Below are 17,975 nucleotides of genomic sequence, written 5' to 3' on the forward strand. Positions count from 1 at the left end.
CGCATTGAGGTGCCGGTGATCCGGGTGCTCGTCGTGGACGACGAGGAGCTCGTCCGGTCGGGGTTGCGGCTGATCCTGGAGGCCGCCGGCGACATCGCGATCGCCGGCGAGGCCCGTGACGGCGCCGAGGCCGTGGCGGCGGCGAGGCCGTGGCGGCGGCGCGGCGGCTTCGGCCTGAGGTCGTGCTGATGGACGTGCGCATGCCGGGCATGGATGGCCTGACCGCCGCCGCCCGGCTCCTGGCCGTGCCCGACCCGCCCAAGCTGGTGATGCTGACGACGTTCGACCTGGACGAGTACGTGCACGAGGCGCTCCGCCTGGGCGCGGTCGGGTTCCTGCTCAAGGACACCCCGCCGAGGGAGCTGGCCGCCGCCGTGCGTACGGTCGCGGGCGGCCAGGCCATGCTCTCCCCGTCGGTGACCAAGCGCCTGCTGGCCTCGTACGTGGAGCGCGCCCCTTCACGCGCCGAGGCCGCGCGCAGGCAGCTCGCCGGGCTCACCGGGCGGGAGGAGGACGTGATCAGGGCCGTGGCCCGCGGCCTGTCCAACGCCGAGATCGGCCGCGAGCTGCGCCTGACGGAGGCCACGGTGAAGGCGCATGTGAGCCGGGTGCTGGCCAAGCTGGGCCTGGCCAACCGGGTCCAGGCCGCCATCCTGGTACACGACGCCGACCTCGGTTAGCCGGCGGCGTCCGCGTAGTGGCAGGCGGCCTGCGCCCCGGGCACGGCCGGCAGGATGTCGAGCGGCTCCGAGCGGCACTTGCCGTCGACCCCGGTTTCGGCCGCCTTGCCGGAGGCGAGCACCTGGCAGCGGGCGTGGAAGCGGCATCCGCCGGGGATCCTGGTCGGGTCGGGTGGCTCGCCGGTCAGCACCACCCGCTCGGGCGACTCCGGCAACACCGACATCAGCGCCTGCGTGTACGGGTGGCGCGGCGCGGTCAGCACCTGCTCCACGGGCCCCGACTCGACGATCCTGCCGAGGTACATGACCGCGACCCGGTCGGCGATGTTCCAGGCCAGCCCCAGGTCGTGGGTGACGACCAGCGCCGACAGGTCGAGGTCCTCCCTCAGTTTGAGCATCAGGGCGAGGATCTCGCCACGTACGGAGGCGTCCAGCGAGGCGACCGGCTCGTCGGCGACCAGCACGTGGGGGTTGAGCGCGAGGGCGCCGGCGATCACCACGCGCTGCCGCTGACCACCGGAGAGCTCGTGCGGGTAACGCAGGAAGAACCGTTCGGGCGGGCGCAGCCCGGCTCTGGACAGCGCGGTGGCGACGGCGGTCTCCTCGTCGGCCAGGCCGTGGATGCGCGGCCCCTCCGCCACCGCCTCGTAGACGGTGTGGCGGGGGTTGAGCGAGCCCATCGGGTCCTGCAGGACGAGCTGCACCTGCCTGCGGTAGGCCTTGAGCGCCTTGGAGCCGTAGTCGAGCGCCGTGCCGCCGTACCGGACCTCGCCGGAGGTGGGCCGTTCGAGGCCGAGCAGGGTGCGGGCCAGCGTGGTCTTGCCGCAGCCGGACTCGCCGACCAGGGCCACGATCTCGCCCGCGCCGATCGCCAGGTTGACGCCGTCGACCGCGCGGGCGCGGCGGCCGCGCGCGACGAACTCCACGTGCAGGTCGCGAGCCTCCAGAAGGCTCGGCCCTGAGGTCGAGACCTTCTCCCTCGTGGCCTGGGTCTCCGTCATGAGGCATCCTCCTTCGCCCTGACGTGTACGCAGGCGGCCGTGCGGCGCTCGCCGGCCGGCCACAGCTCCACGTCGAGGGTGGCGCACTCGTCCAGCGCGACCGGGCAGCGTGGGTGGAACGAGCAGCCGGTCGGGAGCTGCATCGGGTCCGGCGGGTCGCCGCCGAGGCCCTTCGGCGCCAGCCGCGCGGCCGGGTCGCCCACCGTCGGGAACGCCGCCGCCAGCGCCTTGCTGTAGGGGTGCCTGGCGTCGTGGAACACCTCGCCTGACGGGCCCTGCTCGACGATGCGGCCCGCGTACATGACCGCGAGCCGGTCGCACACGTCGGCCAGGACGGACAGGTCGTGCGAGATCATGATGAGCGAGATGCCGTTCTCGGCGACCAGGTCCTTGATCAGGGTCAGCACCTGGGCCTGCACCATGACGTCGAGCGCGGTGGTCGGCTCGTCGGCGATGATCAGGCGGGGCGAGCAGGCCAGGGCCATCGCGATCATCACCCGCTGCCGCTGGCCGCCCGACAGCTCGTGCGGGTAGCTGCGGGCCCGCCAGGTGGGCAGGCCGACCTGGTCGAGCAGCTCGGTCACGCGCTTGCGGGCCGCTTCGGGCTTGGCCTGGCCGTGGACCAGCAGCGGCTCGGCGACCTGGTCGCCGATCTTGCGCACCGGGTTGAGCCCGTGCTGCGCGCCCTGGAACACGATCGAGGCCTCGGCCCAGCGTACGGCCCGCATGCGGCCCCACTTCATGGTGAGCACGTCCTCGCCGTCGAGCAGGATCCGGCCACCGACGCGCGCGTCCCGCGGCAGCAGCCGCAGCAGCGCCATGGCCAGCGTCGACTTGCCGGACCCCGACTCGCCGGCGACTCCGAGTGCCGCTCCGGAGTCGAGCGTCAGCGACACCCCGCGTACGGCCGGCACCTCGCCGGAGGCGATGCGGTAGGTCACCGAGAGGTCGTCGAGCTCAAGGAGGTTCATGCCGCCCTCCTCAGCCGGGGGTTGAGCACGGCCTCCAGGGCCCGGCCGACCAGGGTGAACGCCATGACGACGGCGAGGATGGCGAGGCCGGGGATGAGGATGTACCACCAGGCGCCCTCGTTGGCCGCGCCGAAGTCGTACGAGCCGCGAAGCATGGTCCCCCACGAGGTCTTGTTGGCGGAGGCGCCGAGGAAGGCCAGCGTCGACTCGGTCACGATGGCGCTGGCCACCTCCAGCGTGGTGCTGGCCAGCAGCAGCGGCGCCACGTTGGGCAGCACGTGGCGGGTCGTGATGTGCCAGTGGCCGGCGCCGAGCGCCTTGGAGCGCTCGATGTACGGCCTGGACTCCACGGCCAGCGTCTGCGCCCTGATCAGCCGGGCGGTCGACGGCCAGGTGGTGATGCCGATGGCCATGATGATCGTGAACGTGCTGCCGCCCAGGATGGCCGCCAGCACCAGGGCGGTGACCAGCGAGGGCAGGACGAGAAACCAGTCGGTGACGCGCATGAGCACGGCGCCGAGCCAGCCGCGGAAGTGCCCGGCGGCGATGCCGACGACCATGCCGATCACGATGCTCAGCAGGGCGGCGAGGAAGCCGATGAGCAGCGACGTGCGCGAGCCCCACCAGACCATCAGCAGGATCGAGCGGCCGGACTCGTCGGTGCCGAACGGGAACGCCAGGCTTGGCGCGTCGAAGTCGTCGCCGGTGGTGTCGACGACGCTGGTCACGCTCTCGTCGATGAACAGCGGCGCGATCAGGGCGAGCACCACGGCGATGACGAGCACGGCCATGCCGGCGACGCCGGCCCGGTGGCTGCGGAAGTCGGCCCAGAAGCGGCTCAGCGCCTGCCGCCTGCGGGTCGTGGCGACAGTGGTCATGCCGACCTCACTCTCGGGTCGAGCATGTGGTAGACCACGTCGGCCAGCGTGTTCATGACGATCACCGCCACCGTGATCAGCAGGAACGTGCCCTGCATGAGCGTGAAGTCGGGCACGCTGATCGCTTCGTAGAACAGCTGGCCGAGCCCCGGCCAGGTGTAGATCGTCTCGACGGTGACCGCGCCGCCGACCACGAACCCGACGCGCATGAACACCAGCGTCACCGTGGGCAGCAGGGCGTTGGGCACGGCGTGGCGGCGGCGTACGTCGTCGTCGCGCAGCCCTTTGGCCCTGGCCACGGTCACGTAGTCCTGGCTGACCTCCTCCAGCAGCGACGAGCGCATGACCAGGAGGTATTGGGCGTAGACCACGGCGACCAGCGTCAGGCACGGGAGCACCATGTGGGAGGCCACGTCGAGCACGTAGGCGAACCCGTCGGGCGCGTCCACGCTCTCGATGCCACGGAACGGGAAGATGCCGGGGATCGGCCCGATGCCCACCCCGAAGACCATCATGAGCAGCAGCCCGAGCCAGAACGTCGGCACCGACCACAGCAGCAGCGACGTGCCGGTGGAGAAGCGGTCGAACGGGCTGCCGCTGCGCCAGCCGGCCCGCGTGCCCTGCCAGATGCCGAGGCTGACCGCGATGACCAGGCCCGTTCCCGCGAGCAGCAGGGTCGGGCCGAGCCGCTCGCCGATCAGGTCGAGGACGGGCCGCTTGTACTCGTACGACATGCCGAGGTCGAGGCGGAGGGTGTCGCCGACGAAGTCGAAGAACTGCTGGATCAGCGGCTTGTCCAGGCCGAGGCGGCTGCGCTCGAGGTCGAGTTGTGCCGGGGTCATGTTGCGGCCCTGCGCCAGGCTGCGCACGGGGTCGCCGGGCAACATCCGGAACAGGAAGAACGTGCCGACGATCACCATGGCGATGCTGAACAGCGCCCCACCGGCCTTCGACAGCGCGTAGCGCAGCGTGCCGCTGCGGGTGGAACGCCCGTCACCAGGGCCCGCCGCCTGCGCGGCGGCGGGCTCTGCCGCTTCGAGCGGAGTGGTCATTCGCGCTCGTCTGCGACGCTCTTGCGCCGCCTGCTCAGGAGGAATCCGCCCAGTCCGATGACCACCACGGCGCCGACGATACCGGCGATGAGGCCGGTGTTTGAACCGCCGCCGTCGCCGCTCGTTCCGCTCGCCCCCGCGGCCTTGACGTCGACGGTGTAGAACGGCCAGTAGCCGCTGCCGCCGTACAGCAGGCCCTTGTTCTCGGGGATCGGGGTGATGCTGGTGATGCGGTCCTTGCGGTAGCCCTCGAGGTCGTTCGTGTAGTAGATCGCGATGACGGGAGCGTCGGTGTAGAGGCGCTCCTGCATCTGCTTGATGATCTCGGCGCGCTTGGGCCGGTCGAGCTCCTTCAGCTGGTCCTTGTAGAGCTTCTCGAAGGTCTCGTCACAGTAGAACGACTCGGTGCCGCCGCCCTCGCCGTCCTTGGTGGGCCGGCGCGAGCACAGGTGCGTGGCCAGCACCTCCTCGGGGTCGGGGTTGACCGACCAGCCGCTGATCGCGATGTCGAACAGGCCGGTGTAGCCCGTCTCCTCCGTGAACTTGCTGGATTCGAGCTTCTTGGTGGTCAGCGTGATGCCGATCTCCTTGAAGAAGCCGGTCAGGTATTCGGCGAGCTTGTCCTCGAGCGGGGTGTCGGTGTGGATGCTGAAGCGGAACTCCAGCTTGCGGTCACCGTCGGGCATCGTGCGGACGCCGTCGGGGCCCTTCTCGTAGCCGGCGTCGTCGAGGATCTGGTTGGCCTTGGCCGGGTCGTAGGTGACCTTGGTGTCGCCGGTGGCCTCCCAGAAGAAGTCTTGGTACATCGGCGGCACGATCGAGCCGTGGGCGGGCTTGGCCAGGCCGTCCCACACCTCGTCGACCAGCTTCTGCTTGTCGATCGCGTAGTGCAGCGCCTGGCGCACCTTGACGTCCTTCAGCGCGGGGTGGCCGTCGCCGAGGGGCTTGTCGTCGGTGGTGGTGGCGCCGTGGTTGATCTGCAGGTAGCTCGCCCGACGGCCGTCGGTGTTCCATGCCTCAATGTTGGGGTCGTTCTGGATGGCCTTGAACTCCGGCGGGTCCAGCCGGCCGATCAGGTCGATCTCGCCCTTCTGCAGCGCGGCGATCGCGGCCTGCGGGTTGTCGTAGAAGATGACCTGCAGCTCGTCGACCTTGGCCTTGCCCCGCCAGTAGTTGGGGTTGGCCTGCAGCTTGACGTACTGGTCCTTCTTGTGCTCGACCGCGAAGTACGGGCCGCTGCTCACCGTGGGGTACGTCTCGGCGTCGTGGTTGGCCATGTCGGTGACCGACTCCCAGACGTGCTTGGGCACGATCGGGACCGGGTTCTCCAGCATGGACGCCTGCGGCGACTTGAGCTTGATCGTCAGCTCCTGGCCGTTGGCCGTGACGCTCTCGAAGTTCTCCACGGCCGGGCCGTTGGCCGTCTTGGCCGCCTCGTCCGTCATGATCTTGTTGAACGTGAAGGCGGCGTCCTCGGCCGTGATCGGCTGCCCGTCGGACCACTTGGCCTCACGGATCGTGAACGTCCACGTGCGGCCGTCCTCCGACGCCGACCACGACTCGGCCAGGTCGGGGCTGGGCTGGAGCGTCTTGGAGTCGGGGACCGTGAGGAAGCCGTACATCCAGCGGTGGATCGACGTGGAGACCAGACGGACCGCCAGGAACGGGTTCATGGAGTCCATGGACTGCGTGGCGCCGACGCGAACGATCTTCTTCCCCGCCGTCGGTTCCTGAGCAAGGGCCGTTGTCGTACCCTGACCTGCTACTAAGAGCGCGACGCCCAGCGCAGCCAGGCGTGCGAACCATTTCCTCATACGTGCCTCACCTTCAGGCGGGGGGTTCCTGTGTAGAGAAAGGCACACCATACGGAGACCGTGTGTCAACGCGTGCCGGAAAATTGTTTCATTCTCGTTTCATTCGGCGGTGTAAATTTTCAGCCCGCTTGGCACACCTGTGACCTGGCATCCCTCCGCATACCCCTTGTCCGTAAGGGCGCATACATCCGAACCCATCGGATAGGGGGCGGGAAACAGCCGAAACCAAGGAGGAGATCGCATGATGCAGGGCAAGACCATCGCGTTCCTCGTCGCTCCTGAGGGAGTCGAGCAGGTCGAGCTCACCCAGCCATGGAAGGCGGTCAAGCAGGCGGGCGGCACGCCCAGGCTGATCTCCACCGCGTCCGGCCAGATCCAGGCGTTCAACCACCTGGACAAGGCCGACACGTTCGCCGTGGACGACACGGTGGACAACGTCGACGTGGGATCCTTCGACGGCCTCGTGCTCCCCGGCGGCGTGGCGAACCCCGACTTCCTGCGTACGGTGCCGCAGGCCGTGCAGTTCGTACGGTCGTTCTTCGACACGGGCAAGCCGGTGGCGTCGATCTGCCACGCGCCGTGGACCCTGGTCGAGGCGGACGTCGTACGCGGCCGCAGGCTGACCTCCTGGCCGAGCCTGCAAACGGACCTGCGCAACGCCGGCGCCACATGGGTGGACCAGGAGGTCATGGTGTGCACCGACGGGCCGAACACGCTGGTCACCAGCCGCAAGCCGGACGACCTGAAGGCTTTCTGCCAGGCCGCGACCGACGCGTTCGGGTAGGGGCGCGGAACCGACGCGGAGGGAGGGCGCCGACCTGGCGCCCTCCCTCCGGCGTGGAATGACGAGATCGAAACCCAGCCGTAACTCCTTGTCCCCTGGAGAGAAATGGTCTAGATGTAGACCAAATGGAGCGTCCTCCGTGCCCTCAGGGAGACCTCAGTGACCACTGAAGAGGATTCCAGGCGACTCGCCGAACTCGGCTACAAGCAGGAACTGGCCCGCACCTGGAGCGGATTCTCGAACTTCGCCATCTCGTTCTCGATCATCTCCATCCTCGCCGGCTGTTTCACCACCTTCGGACAGGCCTGGAACAACGGCGGCCCCATCGCCATCTCCTGGGGCTGGCCGCTGATCTCCATGTTCATCCTGATCATCGGCTTCTGCATGTCCGAGCTGGTGTCGGCGTACCCGACGGCGGGCGGAATCTACTGGTGGGCCGCCAAGCTGGGCAAGCCGATCCACGGCTGGTTCACCGGGTGGCTCAACCTGATCGGCCTCATCGCCGTCACCGCGTCCGTCGACTACGGCTGCGCGACGTTCCTCAACATCACCATCAACCGGCTGACCGGCGGAGCATGGGAGGGCACGCTCCCGCAGGCGTTCCTGCTGTTCGTGATCGTCCTCGCGCTGCACGCCCTCATCAACATCTACAGCCACCGGCTCATCTCGCTGCTGCAGAACGTCTCGGTCTGGTGGCACGTCGCGGGCGCCGCGATCGTCGTCGCCATCCTGATCTTCGCGCCGGACGACCACCAGTCGCTCGGCTTCGTCTTCGGCGGCACGAACAACAACTCCGGCTTCGGCGTCGGCTCGGAAGGGCTGCCCTTCTGGCTGTACGTGCTGCCGCTCGGCTTCCTGCTCACCCAGTACACGATCACCGGATTCGACGCCTGCGCGCACGTGTCGGAGGAGACGCAGGGCGCGGCCAAGAGCGCGGCCCGCGGGCTGTGGCGGTCGATCTTCTACTCGGCCATCGGCGGGTGGATCCTGCTGCTGTCGTTCCTGTTCGCCGCGACGAACGTGGACGAGCTCAACGCCCAGGGCGGCTTCGTCGGCGCCATCTTCGAAACGGCACTGTCGTCCCCGCTGGCCACCGCGATCTTCGCGATCTCCACGGTCGGCCAGTTCTTCTGCGGGATGAGCTGCGTGACGTCGATGTCGCGGATGACGTACGCGTTCGCGCGTGACGGCGCGATCCCCGGCTGGCGGCTGTGGTCGCGGGTCGACCGCAACCGCACCCCGGTCAACGCCATCCTCGGCGGCTGCGTCACCGCGGCGCTGATCACCCTGCCCGCCCTCTACGCCCCTCCCGGCCTGACCACGCCGGTCGCGTTCTACGCGGTCGTGTCGATCGCCGTCATCGGGCTCTACCTGGCGTTCCTCATCCCGATCTGGCTCCGCCTGCGCATGGGCGACGCCTTCACCCCCGGCCCGTGGACGCTCGGCAAGAAGTACAAAGCCCTGTGCTGGATCGCCTGCGTCGAGATCGTGATCGTGTCGATCTACTTCGTCATGCCGTTCTCGCCCGAGGGCGTGCCCGGCAACCCGGACTTCACCTGGACGTCCGTCAACTACGCGCCGATCGCGGTGGGGGTGGTGCTGATCGGCATCGCGCTGTGGTGGATGTTGTCGGCCCGCCACTGGTTCACCGGCCCCCGCCGCACGGTCGACGACGAGGTCCCCACCCCCTGACGCTCACCGTGGGTACGGCTCGCGCGGGCCGTACCCACCTGCTTGCATTCTGCTAGCATGTGTGCATGGCAACGCTCTACATCCGCGATGTCCCCGAGCCGGTCGCCGAGTCGTTGAAAAAGCGTGCGGCCGAAGCCGGCATGTCTCTGTCGGCCTACGTTGCCAGAGAGCTGGCCGATATCGCCGCCCGTCCGACCAACGCCGAGATAGTCAAGCGCCTGAAGGCGCGAGATCGCTCTCAAGGGCCTTCGACCGCCGACATTCTCGAAGCCGTCGCGGAGGGCAGGCGGTGATCGTCATTGACTCATCAGCGATGATCGAGGCACTGACCGGCCGCGAGGCGAGCATGGAGTTGCTTGACGCCCTTCAAGCAAGCGTCCATGCTCCACACCTGCTCGATGTGGAGGTGCTTTCGACTCTCCGGGGACTGGCACTGGGCGGCAAGCTGACCACGATCGCAGCAGAGCAGGCGCGGGCCGACTATCTCGCCCTCAGCGTCTCCCGTTACGAGATCAGGGGTGTCGCGGATCGGATTTGGGAGCTGCGGCACAACTACACCGCGTACGACGCCTCTTATCTCGCGCTGGCCGAGGCACTGGAGGCTCCCCTTTTCACCTGTGACGGCAAGCTGGTCGGAAGCGGGCACAACGCCGACGTGCAGGTGTTTCCGCGCGCCTGACCCCGGTCAGGAGGCTTCGAAGGCGGTGGCCACGGCCGCGCGGACGTCGCCCATCGAGGCGGCACCCAGCTCGCGCTTGAGCGAGGTCATGTCGACGTCGGGCATCCCGCAGGCGATCGCCCAGTTCCACGGCGACAGGTCGCCGTCGACGTTGAGCGCGAACCCGTGGCTGGTGACGCCCCGGCTCTGCCGCATCCCGATGGAGACGACCTTGCGGCCGGTCTCGGCCGTCCAGACGCCGGTGAGCAGCTCGGAGCCGGGCGGCGTGTCACGGCGCTCGGCCGGCAGGCCCAGCTTGCCCAGCGCCTCCACCATCCGCAGCTCCACCTCGCGGACGTAGTCGACGATGCCCTGGTCGTCGTCGAGCTTGACGATCAGGTAGCCGACGAGCTGGCCGGGCCCGTGGTAGGTGAGCTGCCCGCCACGCCCGGTCTCGACCACGGGGATGCCGCGCGTCGGGTCGGGCAGGTGGTCGAGCGGGGTGCGGCGGCCGACCGTGTAGACGGAGGGGTGGCTCAGCAACCAGAGCGTGTCCGGTCGTTCGTCCCGCTGGCGCTGCCCGACCAGGTCGGTCATGCGCTCCATAGCCTTGTCGTAGTCGACGAGCTCATCCTCGATGAGCGTCAGCGGCCTTGCCCTCATGACTTCGAGGATATGCCGCCGCCGAAGCCACACAGCACGCCCCCGATCGTCCATCCTTGTAACCCTTTGGCCGCTTCTCACCAAGCAGGGGTGTCAATCGACGAAGGGAGCATGGCCGGTGCGTCGCAAACAGCCGAAGATCGCCACAGATCCTGTGGCTTTCGAGGCCTTCTACCGGCGACATGTCGATGCGGTCACCCGCTTTCTCGCCCGCCGCGTCGACGACCCGCACACGGTCGCCGACCTGGTGGCCGAGGTGTTCGTCGCGGTTCTCGACTCGGCCCACACCTACCGGGCCGACCTGGGCACGGAGAGCGGAGCCGGGCCGCCGGCGCACGGGGTCACGCGGGCGGGCGGGTCAGGCCGGCTGCGTACGCACGCGCCGAGGGCGTCCGGCAGCCGACGATCGCCGGTGCCTCGTGGACCAGTTCGTCGTTGACGAGCGCCTCCACCATGAACAGGGCGAAGTCCACCCGGCGGGTGAGGTTGCTCTTGAGGATCGGGTCACCGACATGCCGGCTCCACACCGGCAGTCCCTGGCTCTCGCCCTCTTCCAGGTCGCTGCCCCGCACGACGGTCCAGCGGGTGTTACTGGCGAACACCCGGCGGCACGCCTCCACCTGGTCGTTGATGTCCACGGCGCGAACCAGCCGGGCGAGCCGGCCGAAGATCTTGACGAACGCCCGGAACCTGAGCCCGTACACGTCCTGCCCGTCGCGCGTGATGTGCCACCCGCACGAGAAGACCAGCCGCGCCGCCGCGGGCGCGTGGTCCATGACCGCCTGGGCGGTCCCGGCCGAGTATCCCTTGACCCCCCAGGGAACCAGCACCGTCAGCACCCCGTCGCACCCGGCGACCGCGCGCCTGATGACCTCGCGGTCGTCCGTCGCTCCTGGGACGACGGTGATGCGCCCCGCGAACTCCCCGAGTTTCCCGACGCTCCGCTCGCGGCACACGCCCACCACTTCGTAGCCGCGGTCCAGGGCGTGCCGGACCATGTAGCGTCCGAGCTTCCCGGAAGCACCGACGACGCAGACCTTCATGGTGCGCCTGTCGCCGGCGCCCGCAGATCCTTGGCGTGCGTCCATGACCTCCCCTTTCCCGCGGACACGGCGCCGCCCTCAGAACGATGCCCACCCGCGAGCCGCCGGGCCGAGCACCTCAAGGTCGAGGCCATGTCGCTCTATCACCACGTGGCCAACAAGGACGAGATCCTGGACGGAATCGTCGATCTGGTCTTCAGCGAGATCGAGTTGCCCGCCGGCGATGTCGGCTGGAGGACCGCCATGCGCCGGCGCGCGGTCTCCGCGCGCCACGTGCTCTCGCGTCACCCCTGGGCCCTGGGCCTGATGGACTCACGGCGAAATCCCGGCCCCGCGACGTTGCGGCACCACGACTCGGTGATCGGGACGCTGCGCGCGGCGGGCTTCTCGATCGCGATGGCGGCTCACGCGTTCTCCGCCCTCGACAGCTACGTCTACGGGTTCGTCCTGCAGGAGTCGAGCCTGCCGTTCAGCACGCCCGAAGAGCTCGGGGACGTGGCGGAGACGATCGTCGAGCTGATGCCCGCGGGCGTCTATCCGCACCTCGCCGAGATGGTCGCGGACCACGCCCTTCAGCCGGGCTACGCGTACGCGGACGAGTTCGACTTCGGGCTCGACCTGATACTCGACGGCCTCGAGAAGATCCCCGGCCGCAGCGGCTCCCACCGGCCCACCGTCCAGCCGGGCATCGGACAGTGAGCCGGGGTCGTCTGCGCTTAAGCCGCCCGGTAGCCCTTCGGCTCCTCGGGAACGAGGATCCACATCGCCACGTAGACCACCCAGAGCGGCCCCGGGATGAGCGAGAGCAGCAGCCAGAGGATCCGGACGAGGGTGGGAGGAAGGCCCATCTTGTCGGCGAGACCGCCGCAGACGCCGGCCAGAATCCTGTGCTCTCTTGAGCGGTACATGCTGTGCCTCCGTGTGGTTACGACTTACCCGTACAACGACCGATCGGCCCGACGGGCTCCCGTCAGGAACCCTGAGAAAACCCTGTAAGGGTCAGCCACTCGTGGGCCATGCCCAGATGTCGGCTGGTCAGGCCCCGCATCGGGTCCACATGGATGAGCAGGAAATCGGCCAGTCCCTGACGCACCCTGAGATATTCCTCATCCTCTGCCCACACCTGGTCGTCGAACCACACGAACGGCCGCCGGCCGGCGTAGGCGGCCACGTGCGGGGTCTTGAACATCTCGCCGTGCTCGCTCGGGGGGTCGGAGGTCAGCGGGATGACGGGGAGCGAGGGCAGGCCGATCCTGGGCGCGATCCAGTCGTTGGCGTACTGCTCCCACGTGGTCGCCCAGACCAGCTCGGACCCGGTGGCGATGGCCAGGTCGAGCAGCCTGCGACCGTGCCTGGGGTTGAGGTGCACGGTGTAGACCTCGCCGCCGATCGTGCACCGGTAGCGCCGGTAGTCGGGCGTCGGCCGGCCCATCGGGTTGAGCACGCCGTCGACGTCGAGCAGCAGCAGCGGTTTCACTGCAGGGCCCCGGCCCGATGTTCCTGCGGGCTGACGCCGTGGACACGTTTGAACGCCGCGCTCAGCGCGAACGGGCTGCCGTAGCCGACCTTCCTGGCGACCGAGCCGATCGTGGCGTCGGGCTCGCGCAGCAGGTCGGCGGCCAGGGCCAGCCGCCAGCCGGTGAGGAAGGCCATCGGCGGCTCGCCGACCAGCTCGGTGAAGCGCCTGGCCAGCGACGCCCTGGACACGCCCACCTCGGCGGCCAGCGCGGCCACCGTCCAGGGATGGGCGGGGTTGTTGTGCATCATCCGCATGGCCCGGCCCACCACCGGGTCGCCCATGGCGCGGAACCAGCCGGGCGCCTCGTGGGTGGCGAACCACGCCCGCAGCACCGCGATGAGCAGCAGGTCGAGCAGCCGGTCGAGCACCGCCTCCTGGCCGGGCTCGTCCTTGACGATCTCGTCGGTGAGCAGCGGGATGATCGGGCCGCCGGGCTGCACGATCAGCAGGGGCAGCGCTTCGAGCAGCCTTCTGCTGACCGCGCCCTCCAGGTTGTAGGTCCCGGTCAGCAGGACGGTGCCGCCGTCGGGGTTGTTGCCCCACGTGCGCACGCCCAGGCCCATCGCCTCGAAGAGGGACTCTCCGTCGAGAGAGGCACAGTGCTGGCCGGGGTGGATGACGACCTGCGGCTCGGTGGCGGGGTGGTCGGCCACGGTGTACGGCTCCGGCCCGCGGGTGACCGCGACCTCGCCCGGCAGCAGGCGCACCGGGGCGCGCCCGTCGAACACGATCCACGACTCGCCCGACACCTGCGCGATCACCGACAGCGGGGCCTCGTCCTGGATGCGCAGCGACCAGGGCGGATCGAGGACCGAGCGGAGCAGGAAGGCGCCGCGGGCACGCGGGCCGTCGAGGAGCGCCGCGAGCTGGTCCATGGGGTAGACGATCGCATATGGGATTGCGCTTCTCAACCATGGAGAGTCTTATGTATATGGCCGCTTATTAGAAGCATGACAATTCTGGTATTGGGCGGCACGGGCAAGACCGGCCGCCGGCTGGCCGACAGGCTCGCCGCTCTCGACCGGCCCGTCCGGATCGGGTCGCGCTCCGCCGTACCCAACTTCGACTGGCACGACCGCTCGACGTGGCCGGCCGCGCTCGACGGCGTCACGGCCGTCTACCTCTCCTACTATCCCGACCTGACCTTCCCGGGCGCCTACGACGACATCAAGGCCTTCACCGAGCTCGCCGCGCGCGGGGGCGTGCGGCGCGTGGTCCTGCTGTCCGGCAGGGGCGAGCCCGCGGCGCAGGCGAGCGAGCGGACCGTCGAGGAGTCGGGCATGGAGTGGACGGTGCTCCGCTGCAGCTGGTTCATGCAGAACTTCAGCGAGGACTTCCTGCTCGGGCAGGTGCTCGACGGCGTCATCGCGCTGCCGGCGGCGGACGTGCCGGAGCCGTTCGTGGACGTCGAGGACATCGCGGACGTGGCCGCGGCCGCGCTCACCCAGGAGGGGAACGCGGGCCGGGTGTACGAGCTGACGGGGCCGAGAACGCTGACGTTCGCGGAGGCGGCGGCCGAGTTGTCGAAGGCCACCGGCAGGGAGATCTCGTTCGTCCGGGTGACCCGCGCCGACTATCTGGCCGCGGCCGTCGCCCAGGGCCTGCCCCGGGAGGAGGCCGAGGGGATGGCCGCGTTGTTCACCGAGGTCCTGGACGGCCGCAACGCCTCCCTGGCCGACGGGATCAGGCAGGCGCTCGGCCGGCCCGCGAGGGACTTCACGGACTTCGCCACGGCGAACGCCGCGGCATGGCGGGTCTAGCGGACGACCTTGGCGGGCTCCCAACCGGGCCTGGGCACCGAGTCGAGCAGCAGCCGGGTGTAGGGGTGTTCGGGCTCGGCCAGCACCCGCGCGACCGGCCCGTGCTCGACCACCACCCCCCGGTGCAGGACGAGCGTGTCGTCGCAGAGGTGGCGCACCACGGCCAGATCGTGGCTGACGAACAGCAGGGCGACGCCCGAGTCGCGGCGCACCTGGGCGAGGAGTTCGAGGATCTGCGCCTGGATCGACACGTCCAGCGCGGCCACCGCCTCGTCCAGCACCAGCACCGACGGCTCGACCGCCAGGGCCCTGGCGATGGCCAGGCGCTGGCGCTGCCCGCCGCTGAGCTGGTGGGGCCGCGCCTCGGCCTCGCGGGCGCCCAGCCCGACCTGGTCGAGCAGCTCGCCGGCGCGTGCGCGGTCCTTGCCATGCAGCCTGAGCGCGGTGCGCAGGCACCCGGCCGCGGTGAGCCGGGGATCGAGCGAGATGTACGGGTCCTGGAACACCATCTGGATCTCGCGGGCCCTGCGCAGCCTGGCGGCCCTGCCGCGCTCCCTGACGGTGCGGGCCCTGCCGTCCACGGTGATCGTGCCCGAGTCGGGGGTGACCAGGCCGACGAGCATGCGGGCGATCGTGGTCTTGCCCGACCCCGACTCCCCCACCAGTCCGAGCGAGCCGCCCGCGGCCAGCTCGAAGGAGATGTCGGCGGCGGCCACCGCGCCGTCGAACGACTTGCACAGGGCGTGTACGGCGAGCATGTCAGACCTCCACCAGGCGGCAGGCGGCCGAGCCGCCGGACACGGTCACGGGCTGCGGCCGCCACTGCTCGCAGGCGTCGGTTGCGTGCGGGCACCGGGGTGCGAAGGGGCAGCCGGTGAACGCGTCGTCCAGCGAGGGCGGCCGGCCGGGGATCGGGCGGATCGGGCGGGGGTCGTCGAGCTCGGGCGTGCAGGCCAGCAGCCCCGCGGTGTACGGGTGGCGCGGGTCCTCGAACAGTTCCTTGGCCGGCCGCGACTCGACCATCGTGCCCGCGTACAGCACGTGCACCCGGTCGCAGAAGGCGGCGGCCAGGTGCAGGTCGTGGGTGATGAACACCATGCCGAGTTCGCGTTCGGCCTGCACCCGCCGCAGCAGCGCGAGCGTCTCGGCCTGGGTGGTGACGTCGAGCGCGCTGGTCGCCTCGTCGGCCAGGAGCAGCGCCGGGTCGGCGGCCAGCGCGGCGGCGATGACCACACGCTGCAACATGCCGCCCGACAGCTCGTGCGGGTACTTCCGCATGTGCCGTTCTGGCTCGCGCAGGCCGGCCGCGGCCAGCAGCTCCAGCGCCCGCGCGCGGGCCTCGGACTTGGGCCGGCCCAGCGTGAGCACCATGCGCTCGGTGAGGAAGTCGCCGATCCTGCGGACCGGGTTGAGCGACGAGCGCGGGTCCTGGTAGATCATCGACACCTGGGTGGCGCGCAGGTCGCGCAGCGCGTCCGGGTCCATCGTGAGCACGTCGTCGCCCGCGACCAGCACCCGCCCCGACACCGTCGCGTGCTGGGGCAGCAGGCGCAGCACCGAGCGGGCGAGGGTGGACTTGCCGGAGCCGGACTCGCCGACCAGGCCCACGATCTCGCCCCGGCCGACGGTGAGCGAGACGTCGCTGAGGATCGGCCGCCGTCCGCCCGCCTCGATCGTCAGCCCTTCGACGGAAAGCACCATCACGTCCCCCTCACGCCCATGCGGTCGGCCAGGCGCACGCCGATCACGTTGAACGACACGACCACGAGCGCGATGGCCGCGCCCGGCACCAGCACTGGCAGGAACGCGCCCTGCACGATCGCCGGCTGCCCCTCCTTGACCATCAGCCCCCAGTCGGAGGACGGCGGCTGCGCCCCGAACCCGAGGAAGCTCAGCGTGGCCAGGCTCATCAGCCCCTCTCCGAACAACACGACCAGGTAGCCGACGATCGAGCGCGCCATGTTGGGCGCCAGGTGCCGCACGCAGATCGTGAAGCCGCCCATGCCCTGCACCCGGTAGGCGTCGATGTACGGCTTGGCGCACTCGCCCAGCGCGACGCTCCTGGTGTAACGGGCGATCGTCGGCGTGTAGGCCAGGCCGAGCGCGATGACGGCCGTGGTCATCCCGTTGCCGAACACGGCCACGATCAGCACGACGAACAGCAGCCCGGGGAAGGCGTACATGACGTCGGTCAGCCTGGCCACGATGGTGTCGACCCAGCCACGGTGCCAGGCGGCCAGCGTGCCGAGCGCGACGCCGAGGACCGAGGCGATGGCGAGCAGCAGCAGCGGGCCGATGAGCGAGGTGCGGGCGCCGTACATGACTCTGGTGAGCAGGTCGCGGCCCGACTGGTCGGCGCCCAGCGGATGCCCGGGCGACATCGGCGCGAGCGTGGCGGCGAAGTCGACCCCGTCGGGCTCGTACGGCGCCACCAGCGGCGCCAGCAGCGCCGCCGCGACGACCACCCCGAGGAAGGCGCAGGCCAGCCAGTAGCCGAGGGGCCGCGCGGGCCCGGGCGAGAGCGTGGAGACGACGGTGGTCATGCCCGCCTCCGCACCCTGGGGTCGATGAGCGGCTGCAGCAGCTCGACGAGTATGGTCACCACGATGTACGCGGCGACCATGAACAACATCACCGCCTGGGTCACGGGGAAGTCGTGCGTGTTGATCGCCTTGACCAGGAGCGAGCCGATCCCGTTGAGGCTGAACGCGGTCTCGACGACCACGGTGCCCGCCAGCATGCCGGCGGTGACCAGCCCGCACATGGTCACGATCGGGCCGAGCGCGCCGCGGAGGACGTGCCTGGTGACGATCAGCCGCTCGGCCAGCCCCGACGCGCGGGCCACGGTCACGTGGTCGAGCTCGCGCTGCTCGACCATGGCCTGCCTGGTCACCCGGCTGATGATGGCCAGCGCGCCCAGCGCGAGCGTCACGGCGGGCAGCGTCAGGTGCCACAGCGACCCGCCGCCCATGACGGGGAACCAGCCGAGTTGCACGCCGAACAGCGAGATCAGCACGGCGGCGGTGACGAACGACGGCACCGAGGTGGCCAGCGTGGTGCCGGCGACGACGGCGGAGTCGGTGCGGCCGCCGCGGACCGCCGCCAGCACCCCGAGGGCGACGCCGAACACCACGAACAACACCGACGCGTACGCCACCAGCCCGAGCGTGCTCGGCAGCCGGGCCAGCATCAGGTCGAAGACCTGGTCGTTGTACTGCATCGAGCGCCCGAGGTCGCCGGTCACGGCGTCGCCCAGCCACCGCGCGTACTGCACCAGGAACGGGTCGTCCAGGTGGTATTGAGCGCGGATGGCGGCCAGGTATTCGGGTGTCAGGTTCTCCTTGCCGCCCGCCAGGAACGTGACCGGGTCACCGGGCGCCGCGTACGACGCCCCGAAGATCACGAACGAGGTGGCGAGCAGGGTGGCGACCAGCCCGGCCAGCTTGCGGACCGCCACGGC

Annotated in this window: 21 protein-coding genes and 1 pseudogene; 8 read left to right on the forward strand and 14 right to left on the reverse strand. The window is 70.0% G+C overall.

Going from position 1 to position 17,975, the window contains the following annotated elements; translation table 11 throughout:
• Positions 1-15: 15 nt before the first annotated feature.
• Positions 16-680: pseudogene (locus E1294_RS05355) on the forward strand (response regulator).
• On the opposite strand, the gene E1294_RS05360 reads toward E1294_RS05355, so the two are convergent.
• The 5 genes from E1294_RS05360 to E1294_RS05380 are packed head-to-tail and all read right to left on the reverse strand — an operon-like array spanning position 677 to position 6,396.
• Entirely contained in the window at positions 677-1,681 is a 1,005-nt protein-coding gene (locus E1294_RS05360) for an ABC transporter ATP-binding protein (protein WP_132505049.1), read from the reverse strand. The pseudogene E1294_RS05355 and the gene E1294_RS05360 sit on opposite strands and share 4 nt — an antisense overlap.
• Positions 1,678-2,652, reverse strand: coding sequence for an ABC transporter ATP-binding protein (locus E1294_RS05365; RefSeq protein ID WP_132505051.1), 975 nt, complete (start codon positions 2,650-2,652; stop codon positions 1,678-1,680). The genes E1294_RS05360 and E1294_RS05365 overlap by 4 nt, the downstream gene beginning before the upstream one ends.
• Positions 2,649-3,530 (reverse strand): ABC transporter permease, encoded by an 882-nt coding sequence (locus E1294_RS05370; protein ID WP_132505053.1) that lies wholly within the window; start codon positions 3,528-3,530, stop codon positions 2,649-2,651. Before E1294_RS05370 ends, E1294_RS05365 begins: the two co-directional genes overlap by 4 nt.
• Positions 3,527-4,582, reverse strand: coding sequence for an ABC transporter permease (locus E1294_RS05375; RefSeq protein WP_132505055.1), 1,056 nt, complete (start codon positions 4,580-4,582; stop codon positions 3,527-3,529). Before E1294_RS05375 ends, E1294_RS05370 begins: the two co-directional genes overlap by 4 nt.
• Positions 4,579-6,396 carry an ABC transporter substrate-binding protein gene (locus E1294_RS05380; RefSeq protein ID WP_132505057.1) on the reverse strand — a complete coding sequence of 606 codons (1,818 nt, stop codon included), beginning with the start codon at positions 6,394-6,396 and terminating at the stop codon, positions 4,579-4,581. Before E1294_RS05380 ends, E1294_RS05375 begins: the two co-directional genes overlap by 4 nt.
• Before the next feature lie 241 nt (positions 6,397-6,637).
• Here E1294_RS05380 and E1294_RS05385 point away from each other — a divergent pair, with 241 nt between their 5' ends.
• From E1294_RS05385 to E1294_RS05400, 4 genes are all read left to right on the forward strand, one after another.
• Positions 6,638-7,180 (forward strand): type 1 glutamine amidotransferase domain-containing protein, encoded by a 543-nt coding sequence (locus tag E1294_RS05385; RefSeq protein ID WP_132505059.1) that lies wholly within the window; start codon positions 6,638-6,640, stop codon positions 7,178-7,180.
• A 159-nt stretch (positions 7,181-7,339) separates the two neighbouring features.
• The gene (locus E1294_RS05390; RefSeq protein ID WP_132505071.1) at positions 7,340-8,872 is read left to right on the forward strand and encodes an amino acid permease; all 1,533 of its coding nucleotides are present in this window, start codon (positions 7,340-7,342) and stop codon (positions 8,870-8,872) included.
• A gap of 65 nt (positions 8,873-8,937) precedes the next feature.
• Positions 8,938-9,165 (forward strand): FitA-like ribbon-helix-helix domain-containing protein, encoded by a 228-nt coding sequence (locus E1294_RS05395; RefSeq protein WP_132505073.1) that lies wholly within the window; start codon positions 8,938-8,940, stop codon positions 9,163-9,165.
• A complete protein-coding gene (locus E1294_RS05400; RefSeq protein ID WP_132505075.1) occupies positions 9,162-9,551 on the forward strand; it encodes a type II toxin-antitoxin system VapC family toxin in 390 nt (129 codons plus the stop codon). Before E1294_RS05395 ends, E1294_RS05400 begins: the two co-directional genes overlap by 4 nt.
• A 6-nt stretch (positions 9,552-9,557) precedes the next feature.
• Here the strand turns inward: E1294_RS05400 and lipB are convergent, their stop codons facing one another.
• Positions 9,558-10,193, reverse strand: a complete 636-nt coding sequence (gene lipB, locus E1294_RS05405; RefSeq protein ID WP_132505077.1) for a lipoyl(octanoyl) transferase LipB — start codon at positions 10,191-10,193, stop codon at positions 9,558-9,560.
• On the opposite strand from lipB, the gene E1294_RS05410 reads away from it, so the two are divergent.
• On the forward strand, positions 10,192-10,632 hold the full coding sequence (locus E1294_RS05410) for an RNA polymerase sigma factor (protein ID WP_220447572.1): 441 nt from the start codon (positions 10,192-10,194) through the stop codon (positions 10,630-10,632). The two genes, lipB and E1294_RS05410, sit on opposite strands and share 2 nt — an antisense overlap.
• On the opposite strand, the gene E1294_RS05415 is transcribed toward E1294_RS05410, so the two are convergent.
• Entirely contained in the window at positions 10,535-11,281 is a 747-nt protein-coding gene (locus E1294_RS05415) for an NAD(P)-dependent oxidoreductase (RefSeq protein WP_220447573.1), read from the reverse strand. The genes E1294_RS05410 and E1294_RS05415 overlap by 98 nt on opposite strands.
• Positions 11,282-11,368: 87 nt before the next feature.
• On the opposite strand from E1294_RS05415, the gene E1294_RS05420 reads away from it, so the two are divergent.
• Complete coding sequence (locus tag E1294_RS05420) at positions 11,369-11,935, forward strand: TetR/AcrR family transcriptional regulator C-terminal domain-containing protein (protein WP_132505079.1); 567 nt, start codon at positions 11,369-11,371, stop codon at positions 11,933-11,935.
• 17 nt (positions 11,936-11,952) lie between these two features.
• Here E1294_RS05420 and E1294_RS05425 read toward each other — a convergent pair whose 3' ends face one another.
• From E1294_RS05425 to E1294_RS05435, 3 genes are all read right to left on the reverse strand, one after another.
• Positions 11,953-12,144 (reverse strand): PspC domain-containing protein, encoded by a 192-nt coding sequence (locus E1294_RS05425; protein ID WP_106243857.1) that lies wholly within the window; start codon positions 12,142-12,144, stop codon positions 11,953-11,955.
• 62 nt (positions 12,145-12,206) lie between these two features.
• Positions 12,207-12,713, reverse strand: coding sequence for an HAD domain-containing protein (locus E1294_RS05430; RefSeq protein WP_165977100.1), 507 nt, complete (start codon positions 12,711-12,713; stop codon positions 12,207-12,209).
• Positions 12,710-13,630: an AraC family transcriptional regulator gene (locus E1294_RS05435; protein ID WP_132505081.1), complete on the reverse strand. Its 921-nt coding sequence runs from the start codon at positions 13,628-13,630 to the stop codon at positions 12,710-12,712. Before E1294_RS05435 ends, E1294_RS05430 begins: the two co-directional genes overlap by 4 nt.
• A gap of 75 nt (positions 13,631-13,705) precedes the next feature.
• Between E1294_RS05435 and E1294_RS05440 the strand changes: the two genes are divergently transcribed.
• Complete coding sequence (locus E1294_RS05440; protein WP_132505084.1) at positions 13,706-14,515, forward strand: NmrA family NAD(P)-binding protein; 810 nt, start codon at positions 13,706-13,708, stop codon at positions 14,513-14,515.
• Here E1294_RS05440 and E1294_RS05445 read toward each other — a convergent pair.
• From E1294_RS05445 to E1294_RS05460, 4 genes are read right to left on the reverse strand one after another with little or no spacing between them, the layout of a single operon-like run.
• Complete coding sequence (locus E1294_RS05445; RefSeq protein WP_132505086.1) at positions 14,512-15,273, reverse strand: ABC transporter ATP-binding protein; 762 nt, start codon at positions 15,271-15,273, stop codon at positions 14,512-14,514. The two genes, E1294_RS05440 and E1294_RS05445, sit on opposite strands and share 4 nt — an antisense overlap.
• Position 15,274: 1 nt before the next feature.
• A complete protein-coding gene (locus tag E1294_RS05450; protein WP_132505088.1) occupies positions 15,275-16,216 on the reverse strand; it encodes an ABC transporter ATP-binding protein in 942 nt (313 codons plus the stop codon).
• Positions 16,216-17,058, reverse strand: a complete 843-nt coding sequence (locus E1294_RS05455) for an ABC transporter permease (protein ID WP_132505090.1) — start codon at positions 17,056-17,058, stop codon at positions 16,216-16,218. Before E1294_RS05455 ends, E1294_RS05450 begins: the two co-directional genes overlap by 1 nt.
• On the reverse strand, positions 17,055-17,972 hold the full coding sequence (locus E1294_RS05460) for an ABC transporter permease (protein WP_220447574.1): 918 nt from the start codon (positions 17,970-17,972) through the stop codon (positions 17,055-17,057). Before E1294_RS05460 ends, E1294_RS05455 begins: the two co-directional genes overlap by 4 nt.
• Positions 17,973-17,975: the final 3 nt, after the last annotated feature.

The organism is Nonomuraea diastatica (assembly GCF_004349015.1).
GTDB lineage: Bacteria > Actinomycetota > Actinomycetes > Streptosporangiales > Streptosporangiaceae > Nonomuraea > Nonomuraea diastatica.